Source organism: Nocardia sichangensis, from assembly GCF_047200615.1.
GTDB classification, from domain to species: domain Bacteria; phylum Actinomycetota; class Actinomycetes; order Mycobacteriales; family Mycobacteriaceae; genus Nocardia; species Nocardia sichangensis.
Genome location: NZ_JBJZOK010000007.1, coordinates 119,187 through 137,039, shown reverse-complemented (window position 1 = coordinate 137,039; position 17,853 = coordinate 119,187). Strand labels below are relative to the sequence as shown.

At 68.5% G+C, this 17,853-nt stretch carries 19 protein-coding genes; 11 read left to right on the top strand and 8 right to left on the bottom strand.

Annotated elements, in window-relative coordinates:
• Window positions 1-156 precede the first annotated feature (156 nt).
• Window positions 157-357 carry a hypothetical protein gene (locus ACL03I_RS12485; protein ID WP_157170965.1) on the top strand — a complete coding sequence of 67 codons (201 nt, stop codon included), beginning with the start codon at window positions 157-159 and terminating at the stop codon, window positions 355-357.
• 37 nt (window positions 358-394) lie between these two features.
• Here ACL03I_RS12485 and ACL03I_RS12480 read toward each other — a convergent pair whose 3' ends face one another.
• Window positions 395-676, bottom strand: coding sequence for a hypothetical protein (locus ACL03I_RS12480; protein WP_355075301.1), 282 nt, complete (start codon window positions 674-676; stop codon window positions 395-397).
• Window positions 677-849: 173 nt separating this feature from the next.
• Between ACL03I_RS12480 and ACL03I_RS12475 the strand changes: the two genes are divergently transcribed.
• Window positions 850-1,134 carry an ANTAR domain-containing protein gene (locus ACL03I_RS12475; protein WP_355075299.1) on the top strand — a complete coding sequence of 95 codons (285 nt, stop codon included), beginning with the start codon at window positions 850-852 and terminating at the stop codon, window positions 1,132-1,134.
• A 13-nt stretch (window positions 1,135-1,147) separates the two neighbouring features.
• Here ACL03I_RS12475 and ACL03I_RS12470 read toward each other — a convergent pair whose 3' ends face one another.
• Both ACL03I_RS12470 and ACL03I_RS12465 read right to left on the bottom strand, forming a co-directional pair.
• Window positions 1,148-1,912, bottom strand: coding sequence for a trans-aconitate 2-methyltransferase (locus ACL03I_RS12470; RefSeq protein WP_355075297.1), 765 nt, complete (start codon window positions 1,910-1,912; stop codon window positions 1,148-1,150).
• Between the two features lie 58 nt (window positions 1,913-1,970).
• Entirely contained in the window at window positions 1,971-3,164 is a 1,194-nt protein-coding gene (locus ACL03I_RS12465) for a GNAT family N-acetyltransferase (protein ID WP_412805965.1), read from the bottom strand.
• A 110-nt stretch (window positions 3,165-3,274) separates the two neighbouring features.
• Between ACL03I_RS12465 and ACL03I_RS12460 the strand changes: the two genes are divergently transcribed.
• Both ACL03I_RS12460 and ACL03I_RS12455 read left to right on the top strand, forming a co-directional pair.
• Window positions 3,275-3,466: a hypothetical protein gene (locus ACL03I_RS12460; RefSeq protein WP_355075296.1), complete on the top strand. Its 192-nt coding sequence runs from the start codon at window positions 3,275-3,277 to the stop codon at window positions 3,464-3,466.
• Window positions 3,467-3,539: 73 nt separating this feature from the next.
• Window positions 3,540-3,986 (top strand): nuclear transport factor 2 family protein, encoded by a 447-nt coding sequence (locus ACL03I_RS12455; RefSeq protein ID WP_364432333.1) that lies wholly within the window; start codon window positions 3,540-3,542, stop codon window positions 3,984-3,986.
• A gap of 24 nt (window positions 3,987-4,010) precedes the next feature.
• Here the strand turns inward: ACL03I_RS12455 and ACL03I_RS12450 are convergent, their stop codons facing one another.
• The gene (locus ACL03I_RS12450; RefSeq protein ID WP_412805964.1) at window positions 4,011-5,318 is read right to left on the bottom strand and encodes a glycosyltransferase 87 family protein; all 1,308 of its coding nucleotides are present in this window, start codon (window positions 5,316-5,318) and stop codon (window positions 4,011-4,013) included.
• A 125-nt stretch (window positions 5,319-5,443) separates the two neighbouring features.
• Here ACL03I_RS12450 and ACL03I_RS12445 point away from each other — a divergent pair, with 125 nt between their 5' ends.
• Window positions 5,444-6,079 carry a UdgX family uracil-DNA binding protein gene (locus tag ACL03I_RS12445; protein ID WP_397074959.1) on the top strand — a complete coding sequence of 212 codons (636 nt, stop codon included), beginning with the start codon at window positions 5,444-5,446 and terminating at the stop codon, window positions 6,077-6,079.
• Window positions 6,080-6,107: 28 nt separating this feature from the next.
• A complete protein-coding gene (locus ACL03I_RS12440; RefSeq protein WP_355075288.1) occupies window positions 6,108-6,497 on the top strand; it encodes an ankyrin repeat domain-containing protein in 390 nt (129 codons plus the stop codon).
• Window positions 6,498-6,502: 5 nt separating this feature from the next.
• Here the strand turns inward: ACL03I_RS12440 and ACL03I_RS12435 are convergent, their stop codons facing one another.
• The gene (locus ACL03I_RS12435; RefSeq protein ID WP_412805963.1) at window positions 6,503-7,876 is read right to left on the bottom strand and encodes an FAD-dependent oxidoreductase; all 1,374 of its coding nucleotides are present in this window, start codon (window positions 7,874-7,876) and stop codon (window positions 6,503-6,505) included.
• Between the two features lie 151 nt (window positions 7,877-8,027).
• Here ACL03I_RS12435 and ACL03I_RS12430 point away from each other — a divergent pair, with 151 nt between their 5' ends.
• On the top strand, window positions 8,028-9,590 hold the full coding sequence (locus ACL03I_RS12430; protein ID WP_364432320.1) for an amino acid permease: 1,563 nt from the start codon (window positions 8,028-8,030) through the stop codon (window positions 9,588-9,590).
• Window positions 9,591-9,667: 77 nt separating this feature from the next.
• Window positions 9,668-10,375, top strand: coding sequence for a hypothetical protein (locus ACL03I_RS12425; RefSeq protein WP_364432317.1), 708 nt, complete (start codon window positions 9,668-9,670; stop codon window positions 10,373-10,375).
• 16 nt (window positions 10,376-10,391) lie between these two features.
• Here the strand turns inward: ACL03I_RS12425 and ACL03I_RS12420 are convergent, their stop codons facing one another.
• Both ACL03I_RS12420 and ACL03I_RS12415 read right to left on the bottom strand, forming a co-directional pair.
• A complete protein-coding gene (locus tag ACL03I_RS12420; RefSeq protein WP_412805962.1) occupies window positions 10,392-10,883 on the bottom strand; it encodes a carboxymuconolactone decarboxylase family protein in 492 nt (163 codons plus the stop codon).
• Window positions 10,880-11,962, bottom strand: a complete 1,083-nt coding sequence (locus tag ACL03I_RS12415; RefSeq protein ID WP_355075279.1) for an NAD(P)H-dependent amine dehydrogenase family protein — start codon at window positions 11,960-11,962, stop codon at window positions 10,880-10,882. The genes ACL03I_RS12420 and ACL03I_RS12415 overlap by 4 nt, the downstream gene beginning before the upstream one ends.
• Before the next feature lie 405 nt (window positions 11,963-12,367).
• On the opposite strand from ACL03I_RS12415, the gene ACL03I_RS12410 reads away from it, so the two are divergent.
• The 3 genes from ACL03I_RS12410 to ACL03I_RS12400 all read left to right on the top strand — a co-directional run bounded on the left by ACL03I_RS12410 (window position 12,368) and on the right by ACL03I_RS12400 (window position 16,855).
• Complete coding sequence (locus tag ACL03I_RS12410) at window positions 12,368-14,524, top strand: tetratricopeptide repeat protein (protein ID WP_412805961.1); 2,157 nt, start codon at window positions 12,368-12,370, stop codon at window positions 14,522-14,524.
• Window positions 14,525-14,818: 294 nt separating this feature from the next.
• Window positions 14,819-15,625 (top strand): 23S ribosomal RNA methyltransferase Erm, encoded by an 807-nt coding sequence (erm, locus tag ACL03I_RS12405; RefSeq protein ID WP_412805960.1) that lies wholly within the window; start codon window positions 14,819-14,821, stop codon window positions 15,623-15,625.
• Between the two features lie 66 nt (window positions 15,626-15,691).
• Window positions 15,692-16,855: a lactate 2-monooxygenase gene (locus tag ACL03I_RS12400; protein WP_412805959.1), complete on the top strand. Its 1,164-nt coding sequence runs from the start codon at window positions 15,692-15,694 to the stop codon at window positions 16,853-16,855.
• Window positions 16,856-16,945: 90 nt separating this feature from the next.
• Here ACL03I_RS12400 and thpD read toward each other — a convergent pair whose 3' ends face one another.
• Window positions 16,946-17,851 carry an ectoine hydroxylase gene (gene thpD, locus ACL03I_RS12395; protein WP_412805958.1) on the bottom strand — a complete coding sequence of 302 codons (906 nt, stop codon included), beginning with the start codon at window positions 17,849-17,851 and terminating at the stop codon, window positions 16,946-16,948.
• Between the last annotated feature and the right edge of the window lie 2 nt (window positions 17,852-17,853).

Genomic DNA, 17,853 nt, shown 5'->3' with positions numbered 1-17,853 from the left:
GAATTCCGTCCTGACGGCGTAGTTTGCCGCCGTGCGGGCACGGCGCGGTGAATCGGCGGCGACAGGGGGTGCTGCGCCGCTTTTCTGGGATTAGGATCGAGTCCTGCGAACTCGGACACAGCAGCCAGTAACACTTCGACTCGATAGAGGTGCCCCGTGAGCAGGACGATTCGAATTCCCGCGGTGGAACTCGCCGATCATGTCGGCGAATCCATCGTCGGGTACGGCACCCTCACCCAAGCAGGAGTGGTCCAGCCGGGCGGCGACCTCGTGGTCGCGGTCTTCGGCGTCGAGACCAACCGGCGCGAAAAGTCTTTCACGCCGGGTCAATTGGTCGAATTGGAGGTTACCGACTGACCGCGGCGGCCGGATTCGGATGCGCCGGCCGACCGATTCAACCGATCAGCGCATTCATGATCGTCCCCGCGCTGGTGGCGATGACGCCGCCGAGCATTCCGCCCGCGACCATTTTCGCCGACGCGAGCGGACCGCCGTTCCATTTTTCCCAGGCGAATCTTCCACCCGCATAGGCGATCCCGGTGACTCCGGAGAGAATCACGAACCACGTGAAATACCGGAACAGCTGGAGAATTTTTTCCGAGTTCGGGGGGGCTTCGGGGACCGGGTCGTCCACCTGAGCCAGAAGAAATGCTTCGACTGCCGTATGGATCGTCATTGATCTGTCTCCGTCGCGTTTCCGCAGGACAAGTTATACGCAATCGCTATGACGTTCGAAGTATCGCGATCCCGGAGGCTCGCGTCAACCCCTCACCGGCCGAGGCCACCGCAACGCCGGTGTTCCCGCGCGCGAAGCCGTGTCGAACCGCCGTGGACGGGTAGTGCGTGCATGTGAGCTACGACGGTGACGGCACGGCGGACGGTGACCTCGACCCGGTAGCCGCGCGGGCGGTGATCGAACAAGCCAAAGGCGCGGTCATGCTGGTCTATGGCCTCGACGCCGACGAAGCGTTCGCCATCCTGCGCGTGCGGTCGCAGGAAACCAACACCAAATTGCGCGTTCTCGCCGCCAATGTGGCCGCCGAGCTACCGTCGGTCGGCATGCCCGCCCTGACCAGCGAACTGCGCAGCCGGGTCGACCGGCTGCTGTCGACCGCGCACGAACACGGCCGTTGAGCGCCGCTGCGGCCTATCGCTTCTGGGCGACGGCGAAGACTCGCCGGAAGGGCAGCCAAGTGGTGCCGTCGGCGCGTCGAGGGTAGGCGTTGCGCAACAGTGGGGCGAGTTGCGCTGTGAATTCCCGCCACTGCGCGTCATCGAGGGCCCCGCGCACGGGCCGCAACGCCGTGCCGGTGACCCACTCGAGCACCGGATCTTCTCCGCTCAAGCGTTGCAGGTACGTCGTCTCCCAGGCATCGACCGCCCCACCCGCGGCGGCGAGCAGGTCGGCGTATCCGGCGGGATCGAGCACCGCCCTCGGCTCGAGGATGCCCGCTCGTCCGAGGCTGTCGCGCCAATCGTCGCGAGCGGCCACCTGGCGGATCGCCCGGTGCGAGGCCGCGTCGAAATTTCCGGGCACCTGCACGGCCAGAAACGCGCCCGTTGGAAGCTCTCGCATCCACCGAGCCAGCAAGTCCGGATGCCCGGGCACCCATTGGAGGACGGCGTTGCAGACCACGACATCGGTCTCCGCGCTCGGCTGCCATTCCTGTACCGCCCCGAGCGTCGCATCGATGCCACGATCTCGCGCGGCCGCGACCATTTCCGGCGACGAGTCGAGCGCTCGCACGATCGCGCCCGGCCAGCGCCGCGCGAGGACCGCCGTGAGATGCCCGGGACCGCAGCCCAGGTCCACCACCACCCGCGGTTCGGCCGCGGCGACCCGACTCAGCAGGTCGAAGAACGGGCGGGACCGGTGATCGTCGAAGGCGAGGTACTGCTGAGGATCCCACATAGGCCACTCCGAGGCTCGCTACCAAACCGTACGTACGTACTGTACGCCTGCCTCGCGCTCAGAAGAAGGTCCCCGAGAACGGCAACGAGTCGGTGGCGAACAGCGCGTCCGCGTCCGCGACCGCACCGGGACGATGTTCGTCGACACGTCCCGCGAAAGCCAGTTCGCGCCATGTCGTTCCGCCCAGATAGACCGCCGCGAGCTCGGAGATACTCGTGGTGAGATCCCGGTTCTCCCGAACTCGTCGCACGCCGTCGACAGCGATCCGGTAGCGGCCGGAGTTCGCCGTCAGGATCGGGTCCCGCACTTCCACCACGACCGCGGCGGCCTGGCGATAGGTGCGCCGCGCCAGCGCGTGCCCGACATCGACCAGGCGCAACCACGTCTCGTCCCTGGTCGACAGCACGCGCACCGCGCGTTCGTCGGTGAGCAGGTGGCGCAGCGGACTGTCCAAGGCGAGGAACGGGAACACGAACGTATCGACCAGGTCGATCGACATCAGCCCGCGGATCAGCCCGCGATACGCCGCGGGCGTCGTCGCGACGAAATCGTTGATCACCACCTGCTTTTCCGGCCGGGACAGCCAGCTCCTCGGATCGACCGGCTGGTAGCGGACGAACCCGTCCTCGGCGCCGGCCGGGCCGTGGACCAGGCAGTAGTTCGGCTCCGTGCTCAGCAATTCCTGCAACCGCCACCAGTATTCGGGCCGATCGACAGCGCCGGTCCAGGCGACGTCGGCCGTCGCGTAGATCTGCGGCAGCAGTTTCCACGCCGCGGCGCCGTCGATGAAACGCACCGGACCGGACGCCGCCACCGTGTCACGCAGCCGGGCCCGACGGCGCTGCAACTCCACCCGCGCGAACGAGCTGGCGATCCCGTAGCCGAACCGTTCGTAGATCGCGCCCTCCGACGCACGCAACGTGGCGACCGCTTCGCCGCGTTCGGCGATGTCGGCGAGCTGACGGTGCAACAACGCCGTGAGCGCCCCGCGGCGGGTGTGGGTCGGCAGCACTCCGACGTGGGTGACCGCCGCGTGCGGCAGGCGCGCGCCGCCGGGGACGACCAGCCTGCTGGTGTAGGACTCCGCGGTACCGATCAGTTCGCCATCGATGTAGGCGCCGAGCGTGCGACCGGGCTCCGACAGCTCCGCGGTAGGGGTCAGCGGCGGCAAGCCCACCATGGCCGTGCGGAAAAGGGCGTTGGCGGAACGGATGTCGTCCTCATCGAGGAGGGTCTGCACAGCGACGGTCACGACTCGATCCTGCCCGAGCCGCCATCGGGCGCTGACCTGCTGGCACGCCCCGGCGGAAAATCAGTCGGCATCACGGTTTCGTAACGGGCTGCGGTGGGTATTACATAGCAATGACGGATCACCGACCAACCCGCATCGCCGGTGTGGAACCGGGAACCGGCGCGCTAGCTTTGACCACGTGCCTTGCCTTTTCGATCGGCATCGCCGCGCTCACCCAATCGGCGTTCACCACGCTCGTGGCCTGTGTGAGCATCGTGGCGGGGCTCACACTCGTGCTGAACATCCTGCCGCGCAAGGCTTGACCGCGCGGACCTTGCCTCGCACGCCGAATCCTGGTGGCATCTACCCGGTATCGACGTCAATCGGGAGGCAGGCATGCTGTCGTTGCAGGAGATTTCGGATCGACTCGAGATCGAAGACCTGATGGTGCGGTATTCGCACGCGGTCGACACTCGACAGTGGGACCTGCTGGACGAGGTGTTCACCCCGGACGCGCACATCGACTACTCGGCCATGGGCGGATCGGTGGGCGATCTGGCGGCGACGAAGCAGTTCCTGGCCGCCGTCCTGCCCAACTTCCCGGCCTTCCAACACCTGATCAGCAACTCGTCCATCCGGGTCGACGGTGACACCGCCACCGGGCGGACGATGTGTCACAACCCGATGCTCGTGTCCGGCGGCGACGGACCGCCGACGATGATGCTGTGCGGTCTCTGGTACCACGACGCGTTCGTCCGCGTGGACGGACAGTGGCGGATCAAGCAGCGCGTCGAGGAGAAGAGCTTCCTCTTCGTCGCGCCGTCCGCTCCCGGCATGGGCTGACGCGACGGAGACCGCCGCGGCTCCTCAGCGCGCCGACAGCGCTGAGGGCGGGGCCTCGGACGCGGGGGCCGGTTCCTCGCGGGCGGGGCTCCCGTCGCCCGCGACCTTCCGCCTGCGGGCGACCAGGAACAGCACGACCAGCGCCACACTGAACCAGACGTAGGTGTTGCCGATGAAATGCTGCCAGGGTGTCCACGCGGTCTCCCGGTGCTCGCCGTCGGGCAGCCAGTTGTGCGGGCCGATGACGAATATCGCCGCGGTCACCACGAACGTCACCCACCACCCGATCGCCCGCCTGCCGGGCAGGCGGGACGCGTGACCGACCATGGCGAACAACGCGGGCGCGATCCACACCCAGTGGTGGGACCAAGAGATCGGCGAAACCAGCAGCGTGAAGACGGCGTTGAGGGACAGCGCGAGCGCGGGCAAGTCGGCGGCTCGGCGCATGGCGGTGACCACCAGCGCGAGCAGCAACGCGCCGAGGATCAACCAGATGATGGTGAACGCGGGCTCGGGCGTTTCGAAACGAGAGAACACCGCTTGAATCGACTGATTCGTGTGGAATGCCGAACCGCTCAGCCCGGACACGTTGCCCAGGCCGCCGAACCAATACTTGACGGACTCCTTCGGCAGAATCGCGAAGCCGAGCACCGTGGCGGCCGCGCCGGTGACCGCGGCGGTCGCGGCCGCGCGGTAGTCCCGCCGGACCAGGAAGTAGAGCACGAACGCCGCGGGCGTCAGCTTGATCGCGGCGGCGACGCCGATCAGCATGCCCCGGGGCCAGCGCGACTTGTGGGTGAGGCAATCGGCGGCGACCAGGGCCATCAGCAACAGGTTGACCTGACCGAAGTCCAGCGTGGAGTGAATCGGCTCCAGCAGCAGCCCCAGCGGAGTGGCGCACGCGGTGGCCCAGACCGCCAACCGGCGCTGCGACTCGTCCGGCCACACCCGCCGCGCCACCAGATAGAGCGTGAGGGCCAACGCGGCCACCGACGAGACGAAGAAGCTCAACGCGGCGACGTCCCAGGGCAGCATCGCGAAGGGGCCGAGCGCGAGCGCGGCGAAGGGCGGGTAGATGAACGGCAGACCCGCTCCGATGGTGGTCTGCGGCAATTGCCCGTACATGTCGGCGCCGTGCCGCATGGCGTCCACGCCGAGGCGATACACCTGCAGGTCGATGAACCCGCCGGTGATCTTGTGGAACGGCCAGACCGGTGTCAGCAGACAGAACGCGGAGAACGCGAGTGCGAGAACCGGCGCCGGGCGCAGCACGCGCGCGAGTCGACGGTTCTGGGACATCGGCGTTCCGGCGGTGGCGGTGACACTACTCATCCGCGGCGACTATACCGACCCGGGTCCGCTCGTTCACCACATGGGAGGCAGATTCGCGACTGTCGCGTGAGGGCTGCGGAAACGGGTAAGCCGCCACCAGCACGAGGGGCAGAGGAGGTCGGCCGATGGTGACGAAGGCGCCCGGCGCCGCGATGTACGTCCCCGAGAACGCGGATCTGACGCGGCTGCGGCAAGCGGCCTGCGACTGTCACGGGTGCGATCTCTACCGCCATGCCACGCAGACGGTGTTCGGCGCGGGGCCCCAGGACGCGGACGTGGTACTGATCGGCGAGCAGCCCGGCGATCAGGAGGACGTGGCAGGCCATCCGTTCGTCGGTCCGGCGGGGCGGCTGCTCGACCGGGCGCTGGCGGAGGTCGGCATCGACCGCGACGCGGTCTACCTGACCAACGCGGTGAAACACTTCAAGTTCGTGGAGCGCGGCAAGCGGCGCATCCACAAGCAACCCGGCCGCACCGAGGTGGTCGCCTGCTCGGCATGGCTCGACGCCGAACTCGATCTGCTGCGTCCGCGGTTGGTGGTGTGCCTCGGCGCGATCGCGGCGCAGGCGGTGCTCGGTCCCGCGTTCAAGGTCAGCGCACGCCGCGGCGAGGTCGTCGAGACGGCCGACTTCCGCGCGATCGCCACCGTGCACCCCTCGTCGGTGTTGCGCGCGCCCGACCGTACCGCCGCCTACGAAGCGTTCGTCGACGATCTGCGCATAGTGCGGGAACAACTCGGAAAGTCGGCGGCGGCGCGCTGATCACGCGGCCCAGGACAGGAGTGAGTGGATGAGCACCGACGAGATCGACCCGGAACTGCTGGAACTGGCCGCCAAGGTGTTCGACTTCGCTCGGCGCGGAGACACCGCGAGGTTGGCCGCCTATGTGGACGCCGGCGTGCCGGTCGACCTCACCAACGACGCGGGCGACACCCTGCTCATGCTCGCCGCCTACCACGGGCACGCCGATGCCGTGGCGGCGCTGCTGCAACGGTCGGCCGATCCGGACCGTGCCAACGACAAGGGCCAGACTCCGCTGGCCGGGGCGGTTTTCAAGGGCGAGAGCGAGATCGTGCGACAACTCGCAGCGGCGGGCGCCGACCCCGACGCGGGCACCCCGTCGGCCCGCGACGCCGCGGTCATGTTCGGCAAGACCGAGCTGCTGGAAATCTTCGGCTGAGCGGGCTACCCGCGCTTGCGCACAGCGGTGACGGCCTTGCGCGCTGCCACCAGAACGGGATCCCACACCGGGGAGAACGGCGGTGCGTAACCGAGATCGAGCATGGTCATCTGCTCGACGGTCATCCGGGCGGTCAGCGCGACCGCGGCGATGTCGACGCGCTTGGCCGCGCCCTCCCGTCCCACGATCTGGATGCCGAGCAAGCGTCCGGTGAGCCGCTCGGCGAGCATTTTCACCGTCATCGGCGCCGCGTCCGGGTAGTAGCCGGCGCGGCTGGTGGATTCGACCGCGACGGTCACGTATTGCAGGCCCGCTGCCCTGGCGTCCTTCTCCCGAAGACCCGTGCGGGCGACCTCGAGTTCGCAGACCTTGCTGACCGCGGTGCCCACGACGCCGGGAAAGACCGCGTATCCCCCGCCGATGTTCGCGCCGATGATCTGACCGTGCTTGTTGGCATGGGTGCCGAGCGGGATGTGGCGTTCCCGGCCCGAGACGAGGTCCAGCACCTCGACGCAATCGCCGCCCGCCCAGATGTTCTCGTGCCCGCGTACCCGCATGGCGACATCGGTCCGCAGCCCGCCGTACTCCCCCAGCGGCAGACCGGCGGCGCGGGCCAGCTCGGTCTCCGGGCGCACGCCGATGCCGAGCACCACCACGTCGGCCGGGTATTCCGCGGTGTCGGTGACGACCGCGGCGATCCGGCCGTCGTCATCCGTCCGGAACTCGGACACCTCGGCGTCGCCGACCACCTTGACGCCCATTCCGCACATCGCGTCGCGCACCAGAGCCCCCATGTCGGGGTCGAGCGTGGACATGGGTTCCGAGCCGCGGTTGACCATCGTGACGTCGTAGCCGCGCCGGATGAGGGCCTCGGCCATCTCCACGCCGATGTAACCGGCCCCGACCACGACGGCGCGGTTGCCGCGCGCCCGCTCCAGCGTGTCGAGCAGCGCCTGCCCGTCGTCGAGCGTCTGCACACCGTGCACACCGTTCGCGTCGATACCGGGCAGCCGCGGCCGGACGGGGCGGGCGCCGGTGGCGATGACGAGGTGGTCGTAGGACATCCATGCCGACGCGCCGGTTTCCCGGTCGCGATAGCGCACGCGAGCCTGCTCGGCATCGATCTCGGTGACCGCGGTGTGCAGCCGCAAGTCGATCTCGCGGGACCGATGTTCCTCGGGCGTGCGGGCGATCAGGGCATCCCGGTCGACGACGTGACCGCCGACCCAGTACGGAATGCCGCAGGCCGAGTAGGAGGTGAACCCGCCGCGTTCGAAGACCACGATCTCCAGCGCGCCGGCGTCCTTCATCCGGCGCGCCTGCGAGACCGCCGACATTCCGGTCGCGTCACCGCCGATGACCACCAGTCGCTCGCTCATGGCTTCACGCTACGTTCGGCGTCCACCCGGCGGCCGCGTGGGCCACCGTTCCACGAATTTGCTGGTTGCGCTGCGGGTGACCGATCCGTACTTCACACTGATCTTCTGGCAAACGCGGTATGAGGGCAGCGTTTTGACCCGGGAGCACGACATGACCGAGATCCGACCCCCTTCCGACGACGAACGTCGGCTCGCCGAACTGGGCTACAAGCAGGAACTGGCCAGATCATGGTCGGGTTTCTCGAATTTCGCCATCAGCTTCACGATCGTGTCCATCCTGACCGGCGGATTGGCCAGTTACGGCATCGGTCTGGCGAACGGCGGCCCGATCACCATGGCCTGGGGGTGGCCGCTGGTCTCGCTCATGGTGTTGTTCGTCGGACTCGCCATGGCGGAACTGGCCTCCGCCTACCCGACCTCCGGCGGCTTGTACTGGTGGGCCGCCGAACTGGGCGGACCGGTGTGGGGCTGGTTCACCGGATGGTTCAACCTGATCGGGCAGATCGCCGTGACCGCGGCGATCGATTACGGCGCCGCCATCTTCACCACCGTGGTGTTGAACGTCGTCGGAATCGACATCGGCACCGACCGCACCGCGATTTTCCTGGTGTTCGCCGCCATCCTGGTCCTGCACGCCGTCTTGAACGTGATCGGCCCGCATCTGTCGGCGGTGATCAACAATGTGTCCGCGTGGTGGCACGTGGGTGGTGTGGCGATCTTCGTGGTCGTCCTCGGCTTCGGAGCGGAACACCACCAGAGTGCCCGATTCGTCTTCACCGAGACGGTGGACAACAGCGCGATCGGATTCGGCGGGGTCGCGTTCAGCTTCCTGCTCGGCCTGCTGCACGCGCAATACACTTTCACCGGCTACGACGCTTCCGCGCATATGTCGGAGGAAACACACGACGCGTCGCGGATGGCGGCCAAAGGGATCATCAACACGATCGTCGTGTCGGCGATCGCCGGATATCTGCTCATCATGGCGGTGACGTTCGCCATCCCGAATCTGGACGACGCGCTGGATCCCGCGAAGAACAGCGGCTATCCCGTGATCTACATCCTGGAGAACTCGCTGAACGGCTTCTGGTCGGGTTCGCTGCTGATCATCGCGGCGGTCGCGCAATTGTTCTGCGGATATGCCTCGGTGACTTCGGCTTCCCGCATGCTGTTCGCGTTCGCGCGGGACGGCGCGGTGCCGGGGTCGAGGTTCTGGTCGCGGCTTTCCACGCGCAAGGTACCGGTGCACGCGGTGCTGTTCATCTCGTTCTTCGCGTTCGTGCTGCTGATTCCGTCCATGCTGGTGCCCGCGGCGAACGCACCGACCGCCTACGCCGCGGCGACCTCGGTCGCGACCATCGGTCTCTACATCGCCTACGGCATTCCGATCCTGTTGCGGCAGCGGCACGGGAGCCGATTCCGCACCGGCCCATGGCGATTGGGCGCGTGGTATCGCCCGGTCGGAGTGGTCGCGTTGATCTGGATCGTGCTGATCAGCTTCCTGTTCATCCTGCCCACCGACGCCCGCGGCTATCCGTGGCACAGCGAATTCACCTGGAACACCGTGAACTACGCACCGATCACCCTGGTCGGCGTGGTGGGCGCGATCGGCATCTGGTGGCTGGCGTCGGCTCGGACCTGGTTCACCGGGCCGAAACGGACGGTGGACGAGCCGCCCGCCGACCAGCCGGAGCAGGAGGCGCCGGCCAACGCCTGAGGCACGACCGGTCCGGTCGCGGCTTCCCTGATCTGGCGTATCGAGTTTGTCGGCCTCGGTCGCTAGGGTGTGTCGGCATGGAAAGGACCGACCTGGTGCGTTTTTCGCCCGCCGGGAGAATTGTGTTCCCGGGCAATCCGTGGCCGGAAGGGCACGCGATCGAGGAGTTCGCGTGGACCGGCCGCATGGACCAGGCCGGCAGCCTGTGGTTCGATCTGCACCTGCGCTCCGCGGCGTACAACGCCGAACGCGACCCCGCTCACGGCGAGGAGGACGGCGAGGACTGGCTGTCGCCGATCGTGTGGCAGAACTATCACAGCTGCACGCTGTCGTCCACGTACTGGGGCGAGGACGACGCCACCGGCCTGCGCGCCGCGGCGCCGGGCCGGCCCTTTCGACTGAAATCCGAACAACCGCAGCGCCTCACGGTCGACCCGCTGCCCCTCGCGCACGCCGACGACGTCGGATACCTTGCGTTCAACATCTACCTGCTCGGGCACGACTCGGTCGCCGACCAGGAAGTGTCGTTCACCCGGCGATCCGACGGCAGGCACGACATCGACTGGCAGGGTCGAATCGCGCTGACCTACGCGGGTCAGGTCGAATTCCGGTACCGATTCCGGGCCCGGATATCCGGCGCCACCCTCGAATACATCCGTTTCCCGGCGGAAATCTCCGCCGATCGAGCGCTCCGCCAACTCGGCGCCGTGCTCGACGCGCCCGAGGAGTTCGAACTGGGCCTGGTCGACGGGCAGCCCGCGTGGGTGTCGAGAATGCCGGTCTAGCGTTTTCGGCGCCGGTTCACCGGTTGCCGGTATGGCCGGGCAGCACGCACACCGAATCCAAGCCGAGCACGTGGTTCAACCGGCCGAACGCCAGCCATGAGCCGATGCTCATGCTCAGTTCGACGACTTCGGCCTGACTGTAGCGGGCGAGCATCCGATGCCAGAACTCTTCGTCCAGGTTGTGATGGTCGGTGGCGTAACGCTCGGCGTATTCGGCGGCAAGCCGGGTGCGTTCGTCGAAAGCGTCGGTGGTGCGCCAGTTCGTGGCGGCGTCGGCGAATTCGGGCTCGACCTTCACCCCGTCGCGTTCGGTGCGCCAGTCCATGCAGAACAGACAGCCGTTGATCTGGGCGATGCGCAGCCGGGCCGCCTCGAACTCACGCAGGCCGAGCGTGCTGTGCGAGTACACCGACAGCGAGAAATTCGAGGCGGCGACGCCGATGCCGGGGACCATCTCACCCCAGACGTAGCCGATCGGATCCTTGCCCTCGGGAACGTCGATGATCATGGGTGCTTCCTTCCGAGTTTGCCGACGGCGGGACGCAACGGGACATCCAGTGCGTCGTAGAGTCCGGGTTTCGCCGCCACCAGCCAGTCGATTGCGCCGACCAGGCGGCCGACGGCCGTGGCGTTCCCGCCCGCGGAGCGGTTGCCGTCTTCGTCGGTCGCCTCGACGGTCACTTCGATGCGCGGGTGCCCCTCGATGATCACCCGGTGCGCGCCCGCGCCGCCATCGGCCGGTACGGGCCAATCGGGCGCACACGTCGGATGGATGCGGGTGACGTGTTCGACGACCAGTCGCGGTTGCCCCGCGACGATGCCCTGCACTTCGAAACGCACGGCGCCCTGGGTGCCTGCCTCGAATTCACCCATGGACGTCGTGGTGACGGTGGCGTCGAGGGAGCGCCGATCCAGCGTCTCGCGGATCTCGTCGAGTTCGACACCGAGCGCCCGTGCCATCAGCCGGATCTGCCCGCCCCACACCATGGTCGGCACCGACGGCGCGAGCATCGGCGGCTGATAGTCCATCGGCTGCCCCATGCCGACCAGGTAGCGCACCGAGTCCGGCTGGTCGTAGGTGGAGTAGTCGAAGATCTCCTGGCAGCGGATCGTCTCCACCGTGCTCCCGAGCCCGCTGATCAGCAGCGGCAGTACGTCGTTGCCCCACCCGGGGTCGATACCGGAGACGAACAGCGATCCGCCGCTCTCCGCGATCGCCGCCAGTACCGGGTCGCGTACCTCCGGCGGTGCGTTGCGCGGATCGTAGAGGGCGTAGAGAGCCGGGGTGACGACCACCGCGCCCGCGCGCAGCGCGCGCACGATATCGGCGAGCGCGTCGTCCGGCCGGATGTCGCCGGAGGCCGCGTAGACCACCGCGTCCGGGCGTGCGCCGAGAACGGCGCCGACATCATCGCTCGCGGCGACGCCCAAGTCCCGATCCAGCCCGCCGAGTTCGCCCGCATCGCGGCCGACCTTCGCCGGATCGTGCACCAGCACCCCGGTCAAACGCAGCGCGGGGTGCGCGTCGACGGCCCGGATGGCCGCCCGGCCGACGTTGCCGGTTCCCCAGACCACCGTGGAGATCATCGATCGAGCGTAGCAAGCGCTTGGTCGGCTGTTCGGCGTTCCGGAAAAGCGCTCCGATCACCCTTAAGCGCCACAGGCACTCCATCCGCCGGTTCCGGGAGCGACGGTCGCAGCGGACCGTTCGCCCATGGCAGCGCGGGACAGCGGCGTCGCCGATGCGATCCTTCTCCTCGCTTCGGATATCGACAACAGGGTCCGCACACGCGTGCGCCGCCCGATTCCGCGCCCGGCTCGCCACTACGCACCATTGGGAAATGGCGTGAACTACCCGGTAGCGTTGGGGCTCGGGGCATTACCTACCGCCAGGGATCGCGGCGCAGTTCCGGTTCGCGGCGAGTACGGTATATCCCGCTGCCCGGCGCGGGGGCGGCGGTCGGGATCGGGTGGAAAGGCAGGCGCGCGACAGTGAACGAGCGGTATTCGTCGTGGGCTGCCCGGAATACGCCCGAAGAGCTGCCGCTGGCCGCGCGTTACCAGAGCGCGGATCCGATCCGCTGGCACGGCAGCATGGTCTACCCGATGTACACCGAGCAAGTCGGCCCCGCGCCCACCACCATCGCCTTGACCATGATCTCCGCCGCACCGCCCGCAGGGCTGCGTGGGCTCGGCATGGGTCTGTCGGTCGTCGACGGCTATCTGGACCTGCACGGACGTTCACTCGCCGGAGTCGACGCGTGGAGCGACGCGTTGGCCGCGGGGGTCAGCTTCGCCGTCACGCCCACCGCGCCGGTGACCCTGGTGACACTGACCCCCGTCTGGGTGGACGAATTCGGCACGCAGAAGTCGTGGACGGGCAACTACGGCATCGTCGTCGAGCACCGGCCCAACGGTCGCGTCGTGCTGTGGTGCAGCATCGGCGAGGGACCACCGAACTTCGCGAACCTGGTCGTGGAACTGTCCACCGCTCCCACACCGGTCGCCCCGGAGCCTCCGGCTCCCGCCGCGCCCGCGACGGCTCCGATCGGCATGAATCCGCCCATTCCGCAGGCGATCTCGTCGGCGGGCCCGCCCACCGCGCCTACCATGCCCGTTCCGCGTATCGACGCCGCTACGGCCGCGAGCGCATCCGCGACGGCGGCCGAACGGCTCACCGGGGTTTCCTCGGCAGCCGTCGGTGGCGGTGCCGAGAAAACGACGGAAGCGACCCAGCCCCGCCGCGCAGGCAGTCTCTTCGTGAATCTGCAGTCGTCCCGCGCCACACGATCCACTGCGGAAACTCCACCTTCCGCTCCCGGCTCCCGAGCCCCGGACAGCGCGCAGCCTGCGTCGAGCTCGACCACCCAGTCGGCTGGGCCGCAGCCGGAGTCCGAAGTACCCGCCCGGAACCTCGCTCACCATCCGAGGATCGCGCACGAGAGAACGGCGGCGGACTCGTACGGAACCTTCGGACCTCCGGTCGCACATACACACCCGCCCGAGGACCCGGCACGCTCCCGCACCGGCCTGCTGCTCGGCAATACGCCACCCACACCGAACGCTCCGCTACCCACGCGCCCCGCGGCGGACGGCCCGAGCACCGAAGCCAGCCCGATCGTCGCGAATCCGTGGACCGCGCACCCATACCGCGCACTCGACCCCATCGGCACACACACCCAACCCCAAACAGATACCTCACCTCCCGGGTCCGGGCCCGTCCCCCAGGACACTCGAGTCCCGCCCACCACCTCCCCCTCGGCAGACGGCCCGCACTCCGGATCGAGCCCGCGGGTCGCGAACCGTCCAACTGCGGCGGACCCCAGCGCACTCGACCCCATCGGCACACACACCCAACCCCAAACAGGCACCTCACCTCCCGGGTCCGGGCCCGTCCCCCAGGACACTCGAGTCCCGGCCACCACCTCCCCCTCGGCAGACGGCCCGCACTCCGGATCGAGCCCGCGGGTCGCGAACCGTCCGACGGTGGACCCATATCGCGCATTCGACCTCGCCGGCACGCACACCCAGCCCCCGGCGCAGACTTCGCCTTCGAGTTCCGGCGCTGCGGAGCCGAATCACATCCAGCGAGAATCGAACTCACCGCTCGGCGGACAGGTGTCGCAAACGTCCCCCGCAGCGGAGAAACCCGTCCGTGAGCTCGACCCGGTGGACACGAACAGCAGCCCCCCGGCGAGCGTGCCGAGTACCCGGGTTCCCGATACGGCGTCGGTGCCGAACGGAGTCCCGCAGTCCGACGAACGGCCCGCTCCGGTCGACGCCCCGCCCCGGGCGAGCGAGTCCAGGCAGTCGGGCGACCCCGGGTATCGCGGTGCGCTCTACGACCTCGGCGTCGCGATGTACCGCCGCGGCGACGAAGAGCAGGCATGCGGACTGTGGGCGCAGGCCTCCGATGCCGGGCACGCGGGTGCCGCCTACGAACTCGGCATGGTTCGGCTGCGGCGCGGCGATCCCGTCGGGGCCGAATCCTGGTGGCGCACCGCCGCCGACCGCCACGAGCCGCGCGCCATCGCCGAACTCGCCGATCTCCTCGACCAGCTCGGCAAGCACGCGGAGGCCAAGTCCTGGCGGGCCTACGCCGCCGAGCGGCAAGACCCGGACGTGGTCGGGCAGTCGACGCCGCACTGAACCCCACGGTGCCGCATCCGGAAAAGAAGTGGCACACGGCTGGGTGAAGGTCGTACGGTGCGGGACATGTGTGGCAGTCCCGGCATGAACGGAGCGTACGCGGTCGGCGCGTATTACCTCCGGCTGCGTACGGAGGCCTGGGCTCTGCCGGTGCACCGTACCGCTGCGATCTCCTGATCCGTTCGAGCGGAATCCGCGTCGGTGACCGGTAGCGGTCGCCGCACTCTTCGTGCCCTGGCATGGGTCCGGGCGAATCGACCTTCCCGATTCGACCACTCCGTTCGGAGGAGACCCATGTCCCGCCATCATTCCCTTTCGCGTGCCCGCGGCAGCGACCCGGCGACCACGCGAAAGCGGCTCTCGCAGAACTTCCTCACCGACGCACGCGCCGCCCGGCTGATCGTGCACGCCTCCGGCGTCACCGCCGACGATCTCGTTCTCGAAGTCGGACCCGGTGACGGCATACTGACCAGGCAATTGCTGACCGTGAGCGGCCGGGTCCGCGCCTACGAGAAGGATCGGCGCTACGCGGCACTTCTGGGCCGCCGATACGCGGACGATCCGCGAATCCAGTTGTACCACCGAGATTTCCGCACGGTGCGCCCGCCTCGGGAGCCGTTCGCCGTCGTGGCCAACGTGCCGTTCGCCATCACCACCGACATCGTGCGCTGGTGCCTGGCCGCGGGCGGGCTCACCTCCGCGACCCTGCTCACCCAGCTCGAATTCGCTCGCAAGCACTCCGGTGATTACGGCCGCTGGACGAAGCTCACCGTCGCCCACTGGCCGACGACGGCGATCGAACTGGGCGCGCGCGTCGGCAGGCACAGTTTCCATCCGGTTCCGCGAGTCGATGCCGCCGTCCTGCGGTTGCGCAACCGGCCCGAGCCGTTGCTGCCACACGAGCAGCTCGGCGCTTTCCGCGCGCTGGTCGAGCTGGGTTTCTCCGGAGTCGGGGGAAGCGTGGCCGCGTCGTTGCGGCGGGAGTTTCCCGCGCGTGCCGTCCGCAGCGCTTGCGGGGCGGCCGGGGTACCGCTCGAACAGCCGGTCGGGCTGGTCTCCCCGGATCGCTGGCTGACCCTGTATCGCGCGCTGCGCGCCTGAGGGGAACCAACCCGCTACAGGAACGTATCGGATACATTCATGCATCGAGGCGAGGACAGGAGCAGCGTGACCAACTTCGGCGACTACCAGAACGAGATCTATTTCCAAGGGCTCGGCGGTGTGCTGCCCGATTTCCCGATGACGTACGCCGACCTGGAAGCCAAGGCGCAGGCGGCGCTGCCACCGGGCATCTGGTCGTACGTCGCGGGCGGCGCGGGCGACGAGCTCACCCAGCGGGCCAATGTCACGGCGTTCGAGAAACTCGGCCTGATCCCCCGCATGTTGCGCGCGAGCAAGACGCGCGACCTCTCGATCGAGCTGTTCGGCATGACGCTGCCGACGCCGATCTTCCTTGCCCCGGTCGGAGTGATCGGGCTGTGCGCCCAGGACGGGCACGGCGACATCGCCACCGCCAAGGCCGCGGCGCGCACCGGCGTTCCGATGGTCGCCTCCACCCTCACCGTCGATCCGCTCGAGGACGTGGCGACGGAGTTCGGCGACACCCCCGGGATGTTCCAGCTCTACACCCCCACCGATCGGGATCTCGCGCAGAGCCTGGTCCAGCGGGCGGAAGCGGCGGGATTCAAGGCCATCGTGGTCACGTTGGACACCTGGGTGCCCGGCTGGCGCCCGCGCGATCTGACGAATTCCAACTTTCCTCAGCTGCGCGGCCACTGCCTGGCCAACTACTTCAGCGATCCGGTCTTCCGAGCCCTGCTGCCCAGCCCACCCGAACAGGATCCGAAAACCGCCATCCTCACCTGGATCTCGCTGTTCGGCAACGCGCTGACCTGGGACGACCTGGCGTGGCTGCGATCGCTGACCGACCTGCCGCTCGTCCTCAAGGGCATCTGCCATCCCGACGACGCACGGCGCGCCAAGGACGCGGGCGTCGACGGCATCTACTGCTCGAATCACGGCGGCAGACAAGCCAATGGCGGCATCCCCGCGATCGAGCATCTGCCGGAGGTGGTCGCGGCGGCCGACGGCCTGCCGGTGCTGTTCGACTCCGGCGTCCGCACCGGCGCCGACATCGTCAAAGCGCTGGCGCTCGGCGCCACGGCCGTCGGCATCGGACGCCCCTACCCCTACGGGCTCGCCCTCGGCGGTGTCGACGGCCTCGTGCACGTGGTGCGTTCGCTGCTCGCCGAGGCCGATCTGCTGATGGCGGTGGACGGCTACCCGACGATCGCCGACCTCGGCCCGGAAGCGATCCGGCGGCTCGCCTGATCCACACGAAACCGCACGCCAGGCGAAACGCCCCGCGCGTACGGCGCGCCCGACGACCAGGGCGGGCGGCACGCGCGGGGCGGCTCGAAATCACCCCGACAGCGGTGTGAAGTCCCGGCTGCCGATGTAGCCCGGTCGCGGCGCGGGCGCGGCGAACGGGTCGACGAGCATGTTGTGCACGCTGTTGAACACCACGAAGATGTTCGAGCGCGGGAACGGCGTGATGTTGTTCGACGACCCGTGCATCAGGTTGGAGTCGAACAACAGCGCCGAGCCCGCCCGGCCGGTGAACTGACTGATCCCGTACCGGTTCGCGAGCGCGGTGATGTCGTCGCTCGTCGGCACGCCGATCTCCTGCTCCTGCAACGACTCCCGGTAGTGCTCGGCCGGAGTGCTGCCCAGGCACGGCACGAAGGTGTGGTGCGAGCCCGGCATCACCATGAGACTGCCGTTGATCGGATAGTTGTCGGTCAACGCGATCGACAGGCTCACCGCGCGCGGCGCGGGCATGCCGTCCTCGGCGTGCCAGGTCTCGAAATCGGAGTGCCAGTAGAAACCGGTGCCGCGGAAACCGGGCATGTAGTTCACCCGGCTCTGGTGCACGTACACCGGCGACCCCAGCACCTGTTCGGCCAGCCGGAGCACCCGCGGTTGACGCACCAGTTCGGCGATCGCCTCGCTCAGCTTGTGCACCTCGAAGACCGAACGCACCCGGTTCGACGACTTCTCCACGATGACACGGTCGTCGTCGCGCAGCGCCGGATCGTTCGCCAGCCTGGTGATCTCCTCGCTGTACTCGCCCACTTCCGTGGGCGTGAGCAGCTGATCCAGGATGGCGAACCCATCGGCGTCGAACGAGGCCAGTTCCGGGCTCTCGACCTCCCCCCACACCGCGGGGTCGGCACGCTCCAAGTGCGGAGCGGGCGCGCCGAGACGGGTCGGGTAGCGATCGTAGCGAGCCGTCTCGGGCGGTGTTTCGGTGTGCTGCAGAACCATTG